We start from the raw sequence: 16603 nt of genomic DNA on the forward strand, positions 1-16603 counted from the left end.
GCTGCGGGAGGTCTCCGCGCAGCAGGACGGGACGGTTCCAGCCTAGACCGCGGGACCGGAGGGGTCGACGTGCGCGACGGCGCCGGGCAGAGTGGGAGAATCGAACCGCTGCGTAACCCTCATCACACGCGGAGAATCCGAACCCACCCTGGAGGCGATCCTTGCCCGGTCTGAACCTGACGCGCGACGAAGCACGTACGCGCGCCGATCTGCTCACCGTCCACTCCTACGAGGTCACGCTCGACCTGACGCGCGGCGAGCGCGTGTTCCGTTCGACGACGGTGGTCTCGTTCGACGCACGCCAGGGGGCCTCGACGTTCATCGACGCCGTGACGGACACCGTGCACCGGGTGGAGCTGAACGGCGTCGCCCTGGACCCGACGGAGGTCGCCGACGGCGTCCGGATCCAGCTTCCCGTGCTGGCCGCGAGCAACGTCCTCGTGGTCGAGGCCGACATGCTCTACATGAACACCGGGGAGGGCCTCCACCGGTTCACCGATCCCGTGGACGGCGAGGTCTACCTGTACACCCAGTTCGAGGTCCCCGACTCCCGCCGCGTGTTCACCGTCTTCGAGCAGCCCGACCTGAAGTCGACGTTCCGCTTCTCCGTCACCGCGCCCTCGCACTGGGACGTCATCTCGAACACCGCCACGCCGGAGCCCGTCCAGGCCGGGTCCGACGGCGGCGCCGCCTCCACCTGGTCCTTCGACCCGACGCCGATCATGTCCTCCTATGTGACCGCGCTGATCGCGGGCCCCTACCAGTCGGTGCGCAGCGAACTGACGAGCTCGGACGGCCGCACCATCCCGCTCGGGGTGTTCGCCCGCAAGTCCCTCATGCAGTACCTGGACGCGGAGAACATCTTCGCCCTGACGCGCCAGGGCTTCGCGTTCTACGAGGAGCAGTTCGGCGCCCCGTACCCGTTCGCGAAGTACGACCAGCTGTTCGTGCCCGAATTCAATGCCGGCGCCATGGAGAACGCGGGCGCCGTCACGTTCGTGGAGACCTACGTCTTCCGGGGCCGCGTGCCCGACGCGACCGTCGAGCGGCGCGCCATCACCATCCTCCATGAGCTGGCCCACATGTGGTTCGGCGACCTCGTGACCATGCGGTGGTGGAACGACCTCTGGCTGAACGAGTCCTTCGCCGAGTTCATGTCCACCCTCGCGGCCGCCGAGGCCACGGAGTTCGAGCAGGCATGGACCACGTTCGCGATCCTCGAGAAGGGCTGGGCCTACCGCCAGGACCAGCTGCCGTCCACCCACCCGATCGTCGCCCGGATCAACGACCTCGAGGACGTCCAGGTCAACTTCGACGGCATCACGTACGCGAAGGGTGCGTCCGTGCTCAAGCAGCTGGTGGCCTGGGTGGGTCAGGACGAGTTCATGCAGGGCGTGCGCCAGTACTTCGCAAAACACTCCTGGAAGAACACCGAGCTCGTGGACCTGCTGTCCGAGCTGGAGGCCGCCAGCGGGCGTGACCTGAAGGCGTGGTCCGCCCTCTGGCTCGAGACCGCCGGCGTCAACACGCTCCGCCCCGAGTTCACCACGGACGACAACGGCACGATCACCTCGTTCGCGATCCTCCAGAGCGCGGTCGAGGCGTTCCCGACCATCCGGCCCCACCGCCTCGCGGTCGGCTTCTACGACCACGACGACGACGGCGCCCTCGTCCGCGTGCACCGGCTCGAACTCGACGTCGACGGCGAGCGCACGGAGGTCGCGGACCTCGTGGGTCACCGGCAGCCTGCCCTCGTGCTCCTGAACGACGACGATCTCGCCTACGCGAAGATCCGCCTGGACCCGGCGTCCCTCCGCACGTCCGTGCGCCACGTCAGGGACTTCCGCGACTCCCTCCCCCGCACCCTCGTCCTCGCGTCGGCGTGGGACGCGGCCCGTGACGGCGAGACGCCGGCACGCGACTACGTGGAACTCGTGCTGCAGAACATCGGGGCGGAGTCGGATTCGTCCGTGGTGCTCGTGCTGCTCCGGCAGCTCGCCTCGACCCTCGCGTTCTACGTCACCCCCGAGGACCGCGAACCGATGGGCGACGCCGCGGCGGACAGCCTCCTGGAGCTCGCCCTCGCCGCCGAGGCGGGCTCCGACGCCCAGCTGCAGTTCACGAAGGCCTTCTCGGCCCACGCCCGCACGGCCCCCCAGCTGGACACCGTCGCGGCCCTGCTCTCCGGTGAGGACGTTCCCGAGGGGCTCGCCGTGGACCAGGACCTGCGGTGGGAACTGCTCACGAGCCTCGTGGTCGGCGGGCGTGCCGGGGAGCAGGAGATCGACGCCGAGCTCGCGAAGGATTCGACGGCGACCGGCGAGCTCGCGGCGGCCGCGGCCCGGGCAGCTGTGCCGACGCCGGAGGCCAAGGAAGCGGCCTGGGCGGCGCTCGTCGACTCGGCGGACCTGCCGAACGCCGCCCAGCGGTCCATGATCGGCGGGTTCACGCGCGTGCACGACCGCTCGCTCCTCGAGCCCTTCGTGGCGCGGTACTTCGCCTCGATCCAGGACGTCTGGGCGACCCGCACCCACGAGATCGCCCAGCAGATCGTCGTGGGCCTCTACCCGTCGCTCCTCACCACCCAGGACACCCTGGACCGCACGGATGCCTTCCTCGCCGCCCTCGGCGAGGAATCGCCGTCGCTCCGGCGCCTGGTGCTGGAGAGCCGGGACGGCGTGGTGCGCGCCCTGAAGGCGCAGGCCGCCGACCGGTAGGAGTCCGCCGGGCGGGGAGGACCATCGCCCTCCCCGCCTGCACGGTCCGTGGATGTGGGCGCGCCGGCGCTAGGGTCGTGTCATGAACCTGCAGGAACACCACTACGCAGCGCGGGTCCGCTGGACCGGCAACCTCGGCACCGGGACCTCCGGCTACCGCGCCTACAGCCGCGACCACGAGGTGGAGGTGGAGGGCCCGGGCCTGCTCCCCGGGACGGCGGACCCCACCTTCCACGGGGTGACGGACCGCTGGAACCCGGAGCAGCTGCTGCTGGCCGCCGTCGCGCAGTGCCACATGCTGTCCTATCTGCACGTCGCGGTGAATGCCGGCGTCGTCGTCACGGGCTACCGGGACACGGCGACGGGCACCATGCGCCTGAACCGGGACGGCAGCGGCGAGTTCACGGGGATCGTGCTGCACCCCGTCGTCGAGCTGCAGGACGCCTCCCAGAGCGGCCTCGCCGACTCCCTGCACGCTGAAGCGAACCGCCTGTGCTTCATCGCGCGGTCCCTGAACTTCCCGGTCCATCACGAACCCACCGCCGGTCCGGGCCCGGGCTGAGGCAACCGGGGCCGCCCCGGCCTCGCTGTAGCCTGTTAAGGCATCCCCGCGCCTACCGCGCCCACCTCCGGCGGACCCCCGGATGCCCGCACGAAAGCGATTCCATGACATTCCTCACCTCCCTCGGCTACGGCGTCCAGGTCATCTCCGCGCTGGTCATCCTGATCGGCGCCCTGATCCTGTGGCTCGTGATCCGCGCCGTGATCAACCGCTCGGTCAAGCGCGTGCAGAGCGGCTACAGCGTCTTCAAGAAGCCGCACTTCAAATGGGCCCAGCCCGCGCTGCGCCCCTTCGACAGCGCCCGGCGCGTCCAGCGCGCGGAGACGATCGGCGGACTGCTCTCCAGCGTGGCGGCCCTGACCATCGCGATCATCGCCGGCCTGATGGCCATCGACACCCTCGGCTTCAACATCGGGCCCATCCTCGCGAGCGTCGGCATCGTCGGCATCGCGATCGGTTTCGGTGCGCGCGAGGTGATCCGCGACGCCTTCCTCGGCTTCTTCATCACCATCGAGGACCAGTACGGCATCGGCGACACCATCGAGGTGGGAGAGACCGTCGGCACGGTCCAGTCCCTCGGGCTGCGCATCACCCGCATGGTCGACAAGGACGGGGCCATCTGGTACGTGCGGAACGGAGACATCACCAAGGTGGGCAACCGGTCGCAGGGCGACTACGTGGAACCGACCCCCGATCCCGCCGCGCCGGCGATTACCCAGGAGCAGTCATGAGCACGGAGCAGGACCCGGCACAGGTACCGGAGGCAACGCCCCCCGCAGGGGCACGGACCGCCCTGCCCGTGGAACGGCTCGTCGCCGCCGGGCAGGGCTTCACCCAGCCGCAGTACACGGACAATTTCTACGAGGCGGTGGGCGGCCACCCCACGTTCGTGCGGCTGGTCGACGCCTTCTACGACGGCGTGGCGGGCGATGAGGTGCTGCGTCCCATGTATCCGGAGCAGGACCTCGGTCCGGCGAAGGAGCGCCTGCTGCTGTTCCTGGAGCAGTACTGGGGCGGGCCGAAGACCTACGGCGAGCAGCGGGGCCATCCGAGGCTCCGCATGCGGCACATGCCGTTCCGGGTGGGGCCGCAGGCACGTGACCGGTGGCTGCAGCACATGCGCGCCGCCGTGGACACCCTGGACCTCGCCCCCCTGCACGAGACGACCCTGTGGGACTACCTCGAGCGCGCCGCACACTCGATGGTGAACGCCGCGGACTGACGCCGCCGCCTGCTCCGTGCGGTGCCGGCCATCGATGACCGGGCGTCAGAGGACGGCGGCGGCGCGGACGAGCACGTGGCCGCGCGCGGTGCTGACGCGGGACCAACGCCCGTTCGTGTGGACGGTCGCCGCCGTCCCGGGCTGGAGGAAGCCGAGGCTGAGCGCTCCGAAGGCCGCCCCGGCCGGGACCGCGCCGGGCACCCCGGCCAGCGGACGCCCCCACACGGCGATCCTCGCGCTGCTCACCAGGGGTGCGCCCGCGCGCTCGGGCAGGCTGCGGGCCACCTCCGCGATGCCCTCGTGTGCCGCCTGGTCCAGGACCTCCGCGGCAACGGTCCCGGCGGCTTCCCAACCCGAGCGGGGAGGGAGGACGCCGGCCCAGTTCTCGGTGACCGTCACGGTGGGGACGGGGAACACGACGTCGCCGTCGGGCATGCGGGCGAGCCGGTCGAGGACCGAGCCGAGCGCGACGGTGGTGTCGACGTCGGCCTCCTCCTCGAGGGCCATGGTCCGCAGCCCGAGCACGGTGGGCACGGCCTCTCCGAGCACCGTGGGGCGGAGTGTGCACACGTAGGCGGCGAGCACCCGGCCGGCGGCCACGAGGCGCATGCCGCCGTCGTCGTTGGCACGGGCGCGGGCGGTGAAGGTGCGGAGGTCGGCGACGGTGTGCGGATCCGCGAAGCGCAGGGACGGGGACGTCATGCCCGCGCGCCGGCCCGCGTGCGGCGGAAGGGGACGGGCGGACCCTGCCAGGACAGGAGGACGGCCTTCTGTTCGCCCGACAGGCGCACGGGACGACCGGTGCTGCGGCTGACCAGCACCATGGTGGTCGCGGCGATCGCGCTCGTGGTGCTCCCGTCGACCGCTACCCGGTCCCGGACCGCATAGCCGAGGTCGAAGCTGGAGCCACCCACCGCGGTGACCCAGAGGTCGACGGCGGCCGGCTCCATGCTCACGGTCAGCGGCGAGCGGTACTCGATCTCCTGGCGGCCCACGAGGGTGTAGTGGTCGGGGTCGATCAGTTCCATGAACGACCCCTCGGGCCGCGACTCGTGCATCAGCGACAGGCGCGCGTCCTCGAGGAACTGGAGGAAGCGGACGTTGTTGACGTGGCCGTAGGAATCCTCGTCGCCGAACCGCAGCTGGAGGGGGAAGGTGTGCACCGGGGACATAGCGCCATCCTCTCAAACCGCGCCGCCCGGCGACGATTCGCCGTGGCGTGCGGATCCGGGTGTGAGGAACGCCATGGGCGCGGCCGCGTGCCCGTATTGAGTGCGCATGGAGCGGCGTCTACTGTCAGTAGATGCCCGGGAGCGCACCGCTTCCACCGCCCCCGCCCACGAGGAGACACCGAACCATGGCAGAACACGCGCCCGCATCAGAGGCACCGGCGCGGGGAGCGCAGGCGAAGGACCCCACCCGGGCCCTGCTGGATCTGCTCGACCTCAGCGGCGCCGAGGGGGCGCAGACGGACGAGGAGATCTACGTCGGGAGCTCCGCCCGCCAGCCGGGCCGGCGCGTCTTCGGCGGCCAGGTGCTCGCGCAGTCGCTGATCGCCGCGATGCGGACGGTCGAGCCGACGCGCGAGGTCCACTCCATGCACGGGTACTTCCTGCGGGCGGGCGACGCCGACCAGCCCATCACGTTCGGTGTCCAGCGGCTCCGTGACGGGCGGTCGTTCTCCGCCCGCCGCACGCACGCCTACCAGAACGGCGTGCCCATCCTGTCCATGATCGCCTCGTTCCAGGAGCCCGACGAGGGCATCACCCACCAGGACACGATGCCCGCCGGCATCCCCGACCCGGAGAGCCTGCCGTCCACGGCCGAACTGCTCGGCGCCTTCGACCACCCCGTGGCGCAGGCGTGGGCCTTCGACCGGCCGTTCGATATCCGGCACGTCGACGCACCCCTGTACCTGTCCAACGAGGGGTCGCGGGAGCCCCGGAACGCCGTCTGGATGCGCAGCCTCGGACCCATGCCCGACGATCCGAACATCCACCGTGCCGCCCTCGCGTACGCGAGCGACTACACGCTGCTCGAATCGATCCTGCGACCCCACGGCCTGAGCTGGATCCATCCCGGCATGAACGTGGCGAGCCTCGACCACGCGATGTGGTGGCACCGCCCCGTACGGGTGGACGACTGGCTGCTGTACGTCCAGAGCTCCCCCAGCGCGTCCGGTTCGCGCGGGCTCGCCGCCGGCCGCATCTACGACCGCAGCGGTGCGCTCGTGGCGAGCGTGGCCCAGGAGGGCATGGTCAGGATCCCGCCCGCCTGACCTGCATGCCAACACCACACACAGAGGAAGGGACACGGCCGCGGCCGTGTCCCTTCCTGTGACTGCTTCCGCCGGTGCGGACCGCCGCTAGTCGCGCGTGAGGCGGCGGTGCGTGACGCGGTGCGGCTTCGCGGCGTCGGCTCCGAGCCGTTCCACCTTGTTCTGCTCGTAGGCGTCGAAGTTGCCCTCGAACCAGTACCAGTGGTCCGGGTTCTCCTCGGTGCCCTCGTAGGACAGGATGTGGGTGGCCACCCGGTCGAGGAACCACCGGTCGTGCGAGACGACGACGGCACAGCCGGGGAACTCGAGCAGGGCGTTCTCGAGGCTCGAGAGCGTCTCGACGTCGAGGTCGTTGGTCGGTTCGTCGAGGAGCAGCAGGTTGCCACCCTGCTTCAGGGTCATCGCGAGGTTCAGCCTGTTGCGCTCACCACCGGAGAGGACGCCGGCCTTCTTCTGCTGGTCCGGTCCCTTGAAGCCGAACGCCGACACGTAGGCGCGCGAGGGCATCTCGACCTGGCCCACCTGGATGAAATCGAGACCGTCGGAGACGACCTCCCACAGGCTCTTGTTGGGGTCGATGCCGCCGCGGGACTGGTCCACGTAGGAGATCTTCACCGAATCGCCGATCCGCAGTTCACCGCCGTCGAGGGGTTCCAGGCCCACGATCGTCTTGAACAGGGTGGTCTTGCCGACACCGTTCGGGCCGATGACGCCGACGATCCCGTTGCGGGGCAGCGAGAAGGACAGGCCGTCGATGAGGATGCGCTCGTCGTACCCCTTGCGGAGGTCGTGCGCCTCGATGACCTGGCTGCCGAGCCTGGGGCCCGGCGGGATCTGGATCTCCTCGAAGTCGAGCTTCCGGGTGCGCTCCGCCTCGGCTGCCATCTCCTCGTACCGGTTCAGGCGCGCCTTGGACTTCGTCTGGCGTCCCTTGGCGTTCGAGCGGACCCATTCGAGTTCCTCGGTCAGACGCCGGGAGAGCTTCTGGTCCTTCTTGCCCTGCACCTCGAGGCGCGCGCGCTTCTTCTCCAGGTAGGTCGAGTAGTTGCCCTCGTAGGGGTACAGGTGTCCGCGGTCCACCTCCGCGATCCATTCGGCGACGTGGTCGAGGAAGTAGCGATCGTGGGTCACGGCGAGCACTGCGCCCGCGTAGGACTTCAGGTGCTGCTCGAGCCAGAGCACGCTCTCGGCGTCGAGGTGGTTGGTGGGCTCGTCGAGGAGGAGCAGGTCGGGCTTCTGCAGCAGCAGCTTGCAGAGCGCCACACGGCGGCGCTCACCACCGGAGAGGACCCGGACGTCGGCCTCCGGCGGCGGGCAGCGCAGGGCGTCCATGGCCTGCTCGAGCTGGGAGTCGAGGTCCCAGGCGTCGGCGGCGTCGATGGCCTCCTGCAGCTTGCCCATCTCGTCGAGGAGGGTGTCGTAGTCGGCGTCCGGGGAGGCCATCTCCTCGGAGATCTCGTTGAACCGCTGGATCTTCCCGTAGATCTCGCCGACGCCCTCCTGGACGTTGCCGAGCACGGTCTTCTCCTCGTTCAGCGGCGGCTCCTGCAGGAGGATGCCGACCGTGTACCCGGGGCTGAGGCGCGCCTCGCCGTTCGACGGCGTGTCCATGCCTGCCATGATCTTCAGGATGGTGGACTTACCCGCACCATTCGGTCCCACCACGCCGATCTTCGCGCCAGGGAAGAACGACATGCTGACGTCGTCGAGGATTACTTTGTCGCCAACGGCCTTGCGGGCCTTGCTCATTGTGTAGATAAATTCCGCCATACCACCAAGGCTAGTGGGTGGCCGGACCGATTCCACACTCGGGCGGTCCGTGCTGGTGGCCGTCGGCCCGCTCCGGTCCCCGGATCGGCCCTCCTCCCGATCAGCCACCGGCCGCGCCTAGAACGGGACGGCCTCCTCCTGACGGGCGTCCTCGTGGCCACTGCCCGCCTCCCCTGCCGGCAGGGGGTCGCCCGTGCCGTCGTCGTCGCCCGGCTCCGCATCGAAACCCGATGCTCCCCCGAACACCTCTCCCGTGGCAGCATCCACCCCGACGGGAAGATCGTCCCCGGCGGGGTGGATGCCGCCCGCCGCGTCCTCCGATCCGGCACCCGGCTGTGCCTCGCTGCGGTCGGCCGTGGTGCGCTTGAAGTGCGCGGTGCCCCACATGAGGTCGTGTCCGGCGGTGTCCGCGTCGATGTCCACGGACGTTCCCGTCCGGCCGTCCGCGTTGGTCCACGGACGCACCCTGAGCCGCCCGGTGACGATCACGCGGTCGCCCTTCTTCAGGCTTGCCCCCGCATTGGTGGCGAGCTGGCGGAACATGGATACCGAGTACCAGTTCGTGTGCCCGTCCACCCAGGCGTTCGTCTCCCTGTCGAAGCGGCGATCGGTGGAGCACATGCGGAAGCCGGCGACGGCCAGTCCGCTCTGCGCCGAAGTGAGCCGCACGTCCGTGGCGACATAGCCCCGCACGGTGATGATGTCGGTCATGATCTGTCCTTCCGTAGATCCCGGTGGGCGGCGTCAGATGCCGGCCTCGACCAAGTCTTCGTGCGGAGGACCACCCGCGCCGGGGCGAGCGGGCGTATGTTGACAACCACCCCGCGTCGCCCTGCTCGGGGCAGGAGCGCAGACAGGAGCGCGGGCAGGCAAAGCGAAGGGCCGGACGCCTCGGCGTCCGGCCCTGATGCTGTGCCCCCGGCAGGATTCGAACCTGCGACCAGAGGATTAGAAGGCCCCTGCTCTATCCCCTGAGCTACGGAGGCAGTCACGCCAGTTTACTATGGGCGGTCCGGTGGGGGCCCGACCACGGTCCCAGGGGTCCGTCGGCACGCGCCTACCGGGTCTCGGCGGGGAAGCTCACCCTCAGTTCCAGGCGGTGCTGCCCGTCCGGGTCCTGGGAGTACACGGCCTTGCCCGCGATGCCGCGGAGACCCTCCGTGCCGGAGCCCGGGATGATGTGCCCCGAGCTCGCGGCGTCCGCCCCCTCGGCGACACCCCAGTGCTGGACGGTCATCGCACCCGTCCGGTCCCCGATGGTCCCGACGAACTGTTCGGACGCGACGTAGCCGGCGCCGACGTCGTTCCCTGCCATCAGCAGTTCCGCCGTGCTGGTCCCACTGATCTCGCCTTCGAACACCTTCGAGGCCCGCACGCGGGAGAGCTCGCCCGTGCTGCCCGGCTCCGCGTAGGGCTCGGCGTCCCAGCTGGTGATCTCGAACTCGCCGTTGTACGTCGTCGTTCCTGTTTCAATCATCTGTTCAGTATCGCGGTTCAGGGCGGGTATCGCATGCCGAGCATGTTCTCAGTGCATCACTCCGGGCGCCGCGGGCCGATAACGCCGGAGGAACAGAACCTTCGTGCTGCGATCCACGAACACGAGGTAGAGCGCGAATCCGAGCGCGATGACCGCCGCGATCTGCCGCGCCATCATGAGGCTGAAGTCGAAGTACGGGAAGATGTCGAGCTGATCCGTGATGGCATAGACCATGAAGAAGGCGACCGTGAAGTACAGGAACTTCACCTGCCAGTCGTCGCGGATGCCGGTGACCGCGAAGAGCGGGATCAGCCAGACCACGTACCAGGACTGGATCATCGGCGCCAGCACCACGATGGCCGCGAAGGCGATGGCCAGGCGGTGGACGAGACGGCTGTGGTCGCCGCGGAAGACCTGCAACGCGATGATGACCAGCGAGGCCACCCGGGCGAGGGTGTGGAACCCGCCGGCGAGGTCCCATCCGGGCAGGCCGACGGCGTCCCCGAGCGTGGCGATGACGAGCCCGATGAAGCCGACGGGGGCATACCAGATCCAGACGCTGCCCGGGGTGCTGAGGGCACCCACCCAGCCGAACCCGAAGGTGTTCACCAGGCCCATGACCCAGAGGATCCCGAGCGACATGCCCGCGGTGAGGAACCAGTAGAGGAACCGCCGCGGCCAGGACGCTCCCCTGCCCGCCCACATCAGGCCGACGAAGGGCAGGAAGATCAGGGTGATCGGCTTGATGCCGACCGAGAGCGTGATCAGGAGGATCCCGAGGAGGGGCCTCTTCGTCGCCGCCAGGTACAGGCCGGACAGGGCGAGGCCGATCATGAGCGCATCGTTGTGGATGGCCGCCACGAAGTTGATGAGGAACAGCGGATTCGCGGCGGTCAGCCACAGGGCGCGGTTCGCGTTGATGGAGTGGAGGGCCGCGAGCTTGGGGATGACGTAGACGCACAGGGCCACGCCCACGAGTGCGACGACCCGGAACAGGATGATGGAGGTGTCGGGGTGTCCGCCCGTGATCCTGACGATGCCCTCCTCGATCCAGAGGAAGACGGGTCCGTAGGGTGTGGGGCTCTGCGCCCAGAGGTCGTCGGCACCGATCTGCAGGTAGTTCGAGATCTGCGAATACCCGTCCACATAGGGGTTGAGCCCGGCCACCATCACCTGGCCCTGGGCGATGTAGGCGAAGACGTCGCGGCTGAAGAGCGGCAGCGCCGCGGCGAGCGGGATGGTCCACGCGATGATGGCCTTCATCACGTACGGCCTCGTGTCGTCCGACCAGCCGTTCAGCCGTTGTCCCAGCCGTAGCCACGACCGGACGAGGAGCATCCCGCCGAGTGCCAGGAGGAGCACGGAGAGCACGGCGCCGGCGGGCTCGAACCGGAGCCAGATGATGATCGGGGTGCGCCTGAGTTCCGCCGACGCCAGCGAGAGCCAGCCGACGCCGAGCGACCCCATCCACATGAGGACGGATCCGACGAACCCCTGCGCGATGGCGACGTTCGGTCGGTTCGGCCCCCGCCGCGTTGCGACGTCGGAGAGCGGGACCTGGGAGGACATCGGGGAAATCCAATCGTCGGCAAGCATGAGTCGGCGTCGAACGCCCTGCCCTCAGGCCGTCGGCCGGTGACGACCCGACGGCGGGCGACCCGCGAGCGGTGCCCTTACCGGAAGCGGCAGGGTTTCCCAGATCTCCCCGCAACCCTGAGCGAACTGTTCGAATATTAGCATCGGGCGCGGAGAGCGCCCCGGCAGGCGCCGCCGTCGGCGCGTGCCCCGATCGCGCCGCGGCCTGCGGGTAGGGCGCGCAGCGGCGGGCGCGGAAGCGGGGGTACCGGACGGTACATTGGTCGAATGCCGATATCGAATGACCCCATCGTCTGGATCGACTGCGAGATGACGGGACTGGACCTCGCCAACGACGCCCTGATCGAGGNGCGGGGGTACCGGACGGTACATTGGTCGAATGCCGATATCGAATGACCCCATCGTCTGGATCGACTGCGAGATGACGGGACTGGACCTCGCCAACGACGCCCTGATCGAGGTCGCCGTCCTCGTGACGGATTCCGAGCTCAATGTCCTCGGCGACGGGGTGGACGTGGTGATCAAGCCCACGCCCGAGGCCGTCGCCCAGATGGGCGACTTCGTGCGGACCATGCACACGACGTCGGGCCTGCTGGAGGAGCTCGACGACGGCATCACCATGGAGGACGCCGAGCAGCAGGTCCTCGAGTACATCAGGAAATGGGTGCCGGAACCCCGCAAGGCCCAGCTGGCCGGCAACTCCGTGGGCACGGACCGCAACTTCCTCGTCCGCGACATGCCGCTCGTCGTCGACCACCTGCACTACCGCGTCATCGATGTGTCGACCATCAAGGAACTGGCGCGCCGGTGGTACACCCGCGCCTACTTCCAGTCCCCCGCGAAGACGGGGGGACACCGAGCCCTGGGGGACATCGAGGATTCGATCCGGGAACTGCGGTACTACCGGTCGGCGGTCTTCGTGCCCTCCCCCGGTCCCGACTCCGCGACGAGCAAGGACATCGCGCGCACGATCGCGTCCTGACGGCCTCGGACGGCGGCCTCCCGCCGTTGTCAGGACCACACCGAAAAGTGTGTAAACTTGGATCCGCTGCCTTCCACGGACAGCCCGGCCGGCCACTCGCCACCGGGATGCACCGCGGAGACACATGGTGGGTATAGCTCAGCTGGCAGAGCGCCTGGTTGTGGTCCAGGAGGTCGCGGGTTCAAGCCCCGTTACTCACCCTCAGTCGTCAGGAATGTTCCTGGCCACGTATGCCGTCCCGGAGATCATCCGGGGCGGCATACGTCATTCAGGCCCCATCAAGCCCAAGCCCTGGAGAACGGCCGTCCGGCCTGCGCCTTCACGGGCTGCGAGCATCCGAAGGACCCACGTCATGGAACGCACTGTGTTCGAAGAAGATCACGAGCTCTTCCGCGATGTCGCCCGCGAGTTCAACGACCGCGCCGTCGCTCCCCACTACGCCGATTGGGACCGACAGCACCTGATGGACCGCTCGGTCTGGACCGCGGCGGGCGAGCAGGGACTGCTCGGGCTCGCCGTCCCCGAGGAGTTCGGCGGCGCAGGCATGCCGGACTACCGGTTCCGGACGGTGCTGGACGAGGAGTTCGCCCGGAGCAACCACCTCGCCGTCGGGCTCGCCTTCCACCTGCAGGACGACCTCGTGCTCCCGCACCTGCTCGCCTACGGCTCGGACGACCTCAAGGAACGGTGGCTGCCGGGCATGGTCTCCGGTGAGATCGTCACGTCCTGCGCCTGGACCGAGCCGGGAGCCGGCAGCGATCTCCGCGGCATCCGGACCAGGGCCGTGCGCGACGGCGACGACTGGCTGATCACCGGCCAGAAGGTGTTCATCGGCAACGGGATCAGCGGGGACGCATCCCTCGTGCTCGCGCGCACCGACGGCAGCTCGGGCCGGGGCTCGAGCGACGCGTTCTCCCTGTTCATGGTGCGCAAGGGCGAGGGCTACGCGCCCGGCCGCCAGCTGGACAAGATGGGCCTCCGCGCGTCCGACACCGCCGAACTCTTCTTCGACAACGTCCGCGTGCCCGGCGCCGACCTCGTGGGCGAGGTGGGCCAGGGCCTGCGCTACAGCCTCGAGCAGATCCCGCAGGGCCGCCTCGGCATCGCCGTCGCCTCCGCCGCGCTCGCGCGGGCGACCTACGAGCAGACGGTGCGCTACGTGACCGAGCGCAGCGCGTTCGGCGAGCGCGTGCTCGACTTCCAGAACACCCGCCACGTGCTCGCCGACATCCTCACCGAGGTCCGGGTGACGGAGACCTTCGTCGACCAGGCCGTGCTGGCCTTCAACGCGGGCACGCTGACCCCCACGGACGCCGCCCAGGCCAAGCTGTGGGCCAGTGAACGGGCGAAGTCCATCACGGACCGCTGCCTCCAGCTGCACGGCGGTTACGGCTACATCCTCGAATACCCGGTCTCGCAGGCCTTCCTCGCCGCGCGGCTGCTGACGATCTTCGGCGGGACCAGCGAGATCATGCGCGAGTCCATCGGCCGGTCGATCGCCGACCGCCCCACCCAGAACAGGTAGGTTCCATGACCGTCCACCCCATCACGATCGCCGGCGAGCCCGTCCTGCACCGGCGGGCCCTCCCCGTCGAAGCGTTCGACGACGCGCTGCGCACCCTCATCGCCGACATGTTCGAGACGATGGACGTCGCCAACGGGGTGGGCCTCGCCGCACCGCAGATCGGCGTGGGGTTGCGCCTGTTCGTCTACGGGATGGAGAACGACGACGACGTCGCGCCGCGCGGTGTCCTCGTCAACCCGACGCTCGTGACCTCGAAGGTCCCCGGATCCGACCCGGACCCGGAGGACGAGGCAGAGGGCTGCCTGTCCGTCCCCGGGGAGTCCTTCCCCCTCAAGCGGGCCGACTGGGCACGGGTGTCCGGGTTCGACGGTGACGGCGCGCCCGTCGAGTTCGAGGCCACGGGGTGGTTCGCCCGCTGCATGCAGCACGAGTACGACCACCTCGACGGCAGGCTCTACGTGGATCGCCTCAACAACCGCCAGGGACGCAAGGCGAGCAAGGCGATGAAGAACAACGGCTGGGGCGTGCCCGGGCTCACCTGGATGCCCGGAGTGGACCCGGACCCGTTCGGGCACTAGCCGGATCGCGCCGGAGCCGGGTGCTCCGGTGTCAGGTGCTCCGGTGTCAGGTGTTCTTCGTGACCTGGACCTGCGCAGCGGCCGCCGGGGCCTCGACGAGGTCCTCCAGCCGCTTCACGCCCCGGAGGGGTCCCAGCAGGGCCACCAATGGAGCGGTGCACGCGATGAGGACGCCGATGAGGACGGCCTCGCGGATGCCGACGGTCTCCGCGAGGATTCCTGCCAGCAGGCTTGCGAGCGCGAGCATGCCCCAGCTCACCGTGCGCGACGCGGCGCCGAGACGGCCCATCATGTCCGGCGGGCAGACGCGCTGACGGAAGCTCGTACCGACGACGATGTTCCAGGAGACACTCGCGCCCATCACGAACATGCCGAGGAGCCCCCAGAGCATACCGGCCCCCGGCGAGAGGATCAGGAGGGAGGCGTAGCCGAACACCCCGGGCACCATGGACCAGCGCCACAGCGGCCCGGAGCCGAAGCGCTCACCCAGGGAGTTGGCCGTGACCCCGCCGACAGCTCCCCCGATGGACGATGCGGCCAGCAGCAGGCCGAGCCACAGCTCCGATTCCCCGAGGGTCCTCAGCACCAGCAGCACGAGCAGTGACGCGGAGATGTTGCCGCCGAGATTCCAGAGTGCGGCGTTGAGGAGGAGCGCGCGCAGCGGGGCGGTGCTGAAGGTGTAGCGCAGCCCTTCCCACATCTCCCGGACGATCCGGTGGTCGCTCCGCGGGCGGACGATCTCCTTGACGTCCAGGCGCTGGATGGCCACCAGCGCGATGACCGACGTCGTCACCTGCACGATCAGCGTGTTCGAGGCGCCCACGGTCCCGGAGAGCCATCCCCCTGCGGAGCGTCCTGCTGCGTCCGCGGCGGCACCGGAGCCCGTGATCAGGCCGTTGCCCTCCATGAGCTCGTCCGGGGTGACGGCCTGCTGCACCAGGGCGGCGTCCGCGAGCTGGAAGAAGACGCCGGCCACGCCCGCGATGAATGCGGCGGCGAACAGCAAGGGAGTGCTGAGGAACCCGAACCAGTAGCCGACGGGCAGGAGGGCGAGGACCACGACGCGGACGGCGAGGGACGCGAGCATCACGGGCTTGCGTGGCAGCCGGTCGACCCATACGCCGATGAGCAGTCCGCAGAGGAGCCAGGGCAGGAAGGTCATGCCGGCGAGGGCTGCGACCTCGAAGTTGCTGGCATCGAGTTCCACCGCGGCGATGACGGGCAGCGCCACTGCCGCGACGGCGTTGCCGAGCACGCCGAACGTACTGGAGACCATGAGTGCGCGGAAGTTCCTGTTGCGCACGAACAGGTGTCGTTCGGCAGTGCCCCCGGTGCTCATCCGATCACCCTAAGCCAGAGCGCCCCCGACGATCGGGCCGCCGCGGCCGGTTTTCGGCAGCGGTTCGTCGAGTCTTGACGGGTTCGCGGCCACGTCCGATAATCATTCGCCTCGGCAACGGAAATATCGGACCATTGTTCCCGATTTCTCCCTTGGCTTAGCACGACCCCTGCGATTGCAGGGCGGTCGGTGGAAGAGCACCATGGAGCAGGGAGTGCGTCCCGCGATCGTTCCCCCAGCAGTATCGCGGTCGACGAACTCCCGAGGCGGCTATAGACGCCGGACGGTCCCCCTACCTCTTGAGACCGGGTACGGGGGACCGTTTCATGCCAGCGATCACGCGGCCGGGTCGAGGCGAACGGGCCGGCCCCGAAGCCCCAGCAGCAGGCCGACCCGTTCCTACCGCAGCGCTTGCGTATGAGACCCGCAGCGGTGTTCACACAGTAGGACGAGCGGGGTCCCGCGACAACGTGTGACGCGCCGGAGGCCTTGCACGGGTTTGCGGATCGAGGAAGCAGCTCATCCGGTCCCGGCTGTCGTCGGCTGTCCCGCCGGGG

Annotated in this window: 15 protein-coding genes and 2 tRNA genes; 9 read left to right on the plus strand and 8 right to left on the minus strand. The window is 69.4% G+C overall.

Annotation, left to right across the window (positions count from 1 at the left end):
• Positions 1-170: 170 nt before the first annotated feature.
• From pepN to RY94_RS12930, 4 genes are all read left to right on the plus strand, one after another.
• Positions 171-2717, plus strand: coding sequence for an aminopeptidase N (gene pepN, locus RY94_RS12915; protein ID WP_043446635.1), 2547 nt, complete (start codon positions 171-173; stop codon positions 2715-2717).
• Between the two features lie 82 nt (positions 2718-2799).
• Positions 2800-3279, plus strand: coding sequence for an OsmC family protein (locus RY94_RS12920; RefSeq protein ID WP_043445679.1), 480 nt, complete (start codon positions 2800-2802; stop codon positions 3277-3279).
• Between the two features lie 104 nt (positions 3280-3383).
• Complete coding sequence (locus RY94_RS12925; protein WP_043445683.1) at positions 3384-4010, plus strand: mechanosensitive ion channel family protein; 627 nt, start codon at positions 3384-3386, stop codon at positions 4008-4010.
• Positions 4007-4501, plus strand: coding sequence for a globin (locus RY94_RS12930; protein WP_082046338.1), 495 nt, complete (start codon positions 4007-4009; stop codon positions 4499-4501). Before RY94_RS12925 ends, RY94_RS12930 begins: the two co-directional genes overlap by 4 nt.
• 45 nt (positions 4502-4546) lie before the next feature.
• Here the strand turns inward: RY94_RS12930 and RY94_RS12935 are convergent, their stop codons facing one another.
• Entirely contained in the window at positions 4547-5203 is a 657-nt protein-coding gene (locus tag RY94_RS12935; RefSeq protein WP_043445686.1) for a hypothetical protein, read from the minus strand.
• Positions 5200-5673, minus strand: a complete 474-nt coding sequence (locus RY94_RS12940; protein ID WP_043445688.1) for an acyl-CoA thioesterase — start codon at positions 5671-5673, stop codon at positions 5200-5202. Before RY94_RS12940 ends, RY94_RS12935 begins: the two co-directional genes overlap by 4 nt.
• 185 nt (positions 5674-5858) lie before the next feature.
• On the opposite strand from RY94_RS12940, the gene tesB reads away from it, so the two are divergent.
• Positions 5859-6779, plus strand: a complete 921-nt coding sequence (gene tesB, locus RY94_RS12945; RefSeq protein WP_052274333.1) for an acyl-CoA thioesterase II — start codon at positions 5859-5861, stop codon at positions 6777-6779.
• Between the two features lie 87 nt (positions 6780-6866).
• On the opposite strand, the gene ettA is transcribed toward tesB, so the two are convergent.
• The 5 genes from ettA to mptB form a co-directional block, all read right to left on the minus strand.
• Complete coding sequence (gene ettA, locus RY94_RS12950) at positions 6867-8549, minus strand: energy-dependent translational throttle protein EttA (protein WP_043445691.1); 1683 nt, start codon at positions 8547-8549, stop codon at positions 6867-6869.
• Positions 8550-8666: 117 nt separating this feature from the next.
• The gene (ssb, locus tag RY94_RS12955; RefSeq protein ID WP_052274334.1) at positions 8667-9260 is read right to left on the minus strand and encodes a single-stranded DNA-binding protein; all 594 of its coding nucleotides are present in this window, start codon (positions 9258-9260) and stop codon (positions 8667-8669) included.
• Positions 9261-9462: 202 nt separating this feature from the next.
• A tRNA-Arg gene (locus RY94_RS12960) sits at positions 9463-9535 on the minus strand.
• Positions 9536-9606: 71 nt separating this feature from the next.
• Entirely contained in the window at positions 9607-10026 is a 420-nt protein-coding gene (locus tag RY94_RS12965) for a DUF3224 domain-containing protein (protein WP_043445693.1), read from the minus strand.
• Positions 10027-10074: 48 nt separating this feature from the next.
• The gene (gene mptB, locus RY94_RS12970; RefSeq protein WP_043445696.1) at positions 10075-11595 is read right to left on the minus strand and encodes a polyprenol phosphomannose-dependent alpha 1,6 mannosyltransferase MptB; all 1521 of its coding nucleotides are present in this window, start codon (positions 11593-11595) and stop codon (positions 10075-10077) included.
• Between the two features lie 406 nt (positions 11596-12001).
• On the opposite strand from mptB, the gene orn reads away from it, so the two are divergent.
• The 4 genes from orn (at position 12002) to def (ending at position 14707) form a co-directional block, all read left to right on the plus strand.
• Entirely contained in the window at positions 12002-12604 is a 603-nt protein-coding gene (gene orn / locus RY94_RS12975) for an oligoribonuclease (RefSeq protein WP_043445699.1), read from the plus strand.
• A gap of 127 nt (positions 12605-12731) precedes the next feature.
• Positions 12732-12804, plus strand: a tRNA-His gene (locus RY94_RS12980).
• Positions 12805-12956: 152 nt separating this feature from the next.
• Positions 12957-14129: an acyl-CoA dehydrogenase family protein gene (locus tag RY94_RS12985; protein WP_043445701.1), complete on the plus strand. Its 1173-nt coding sequence runs from the start codon at positions 12957-12959 to the stop codon at positions 14127-14129.
• Between the two features lie 5 nt (positions 14130-14134).
• Positions 14135-14707 (plus strand): peptide deformylase, encoded by a 573-nt coding sequence (gene def / locus RY94_RS12990; RefSeq protein WP_043445704.1) that lies wholly within the window; start codon positions 14135-14137, stop codon positions 14705-14707.
• A gap of 46 nt (positions 14708-14753) precedes the next feature.
• Here def and RY94_RS16965 read toward each other — a convergent pair whose 3' ends face one another.
• Positions 14754-16046, minus strand: a complete 1293-nt coding sequence (locus RY94_RS16965) for an MFS transporter (RefSeq protein ID WP_052274335.1) — start codon at positions 16044-16046, stop codon at positions 14754-14756.
• Positions 16047-16603: the final 557 nt, after the last annotated feature.

It is taken from the genome of Arthrobacter sp. L77 (assembly GCF_000816565.1).
Lineage (GTDB): Bacteria > Actinomycetota > Actinomycetes > Actinomycetales > Micrococcaceae > Arthrobacter_D > Arthrobacter_D antioxidans.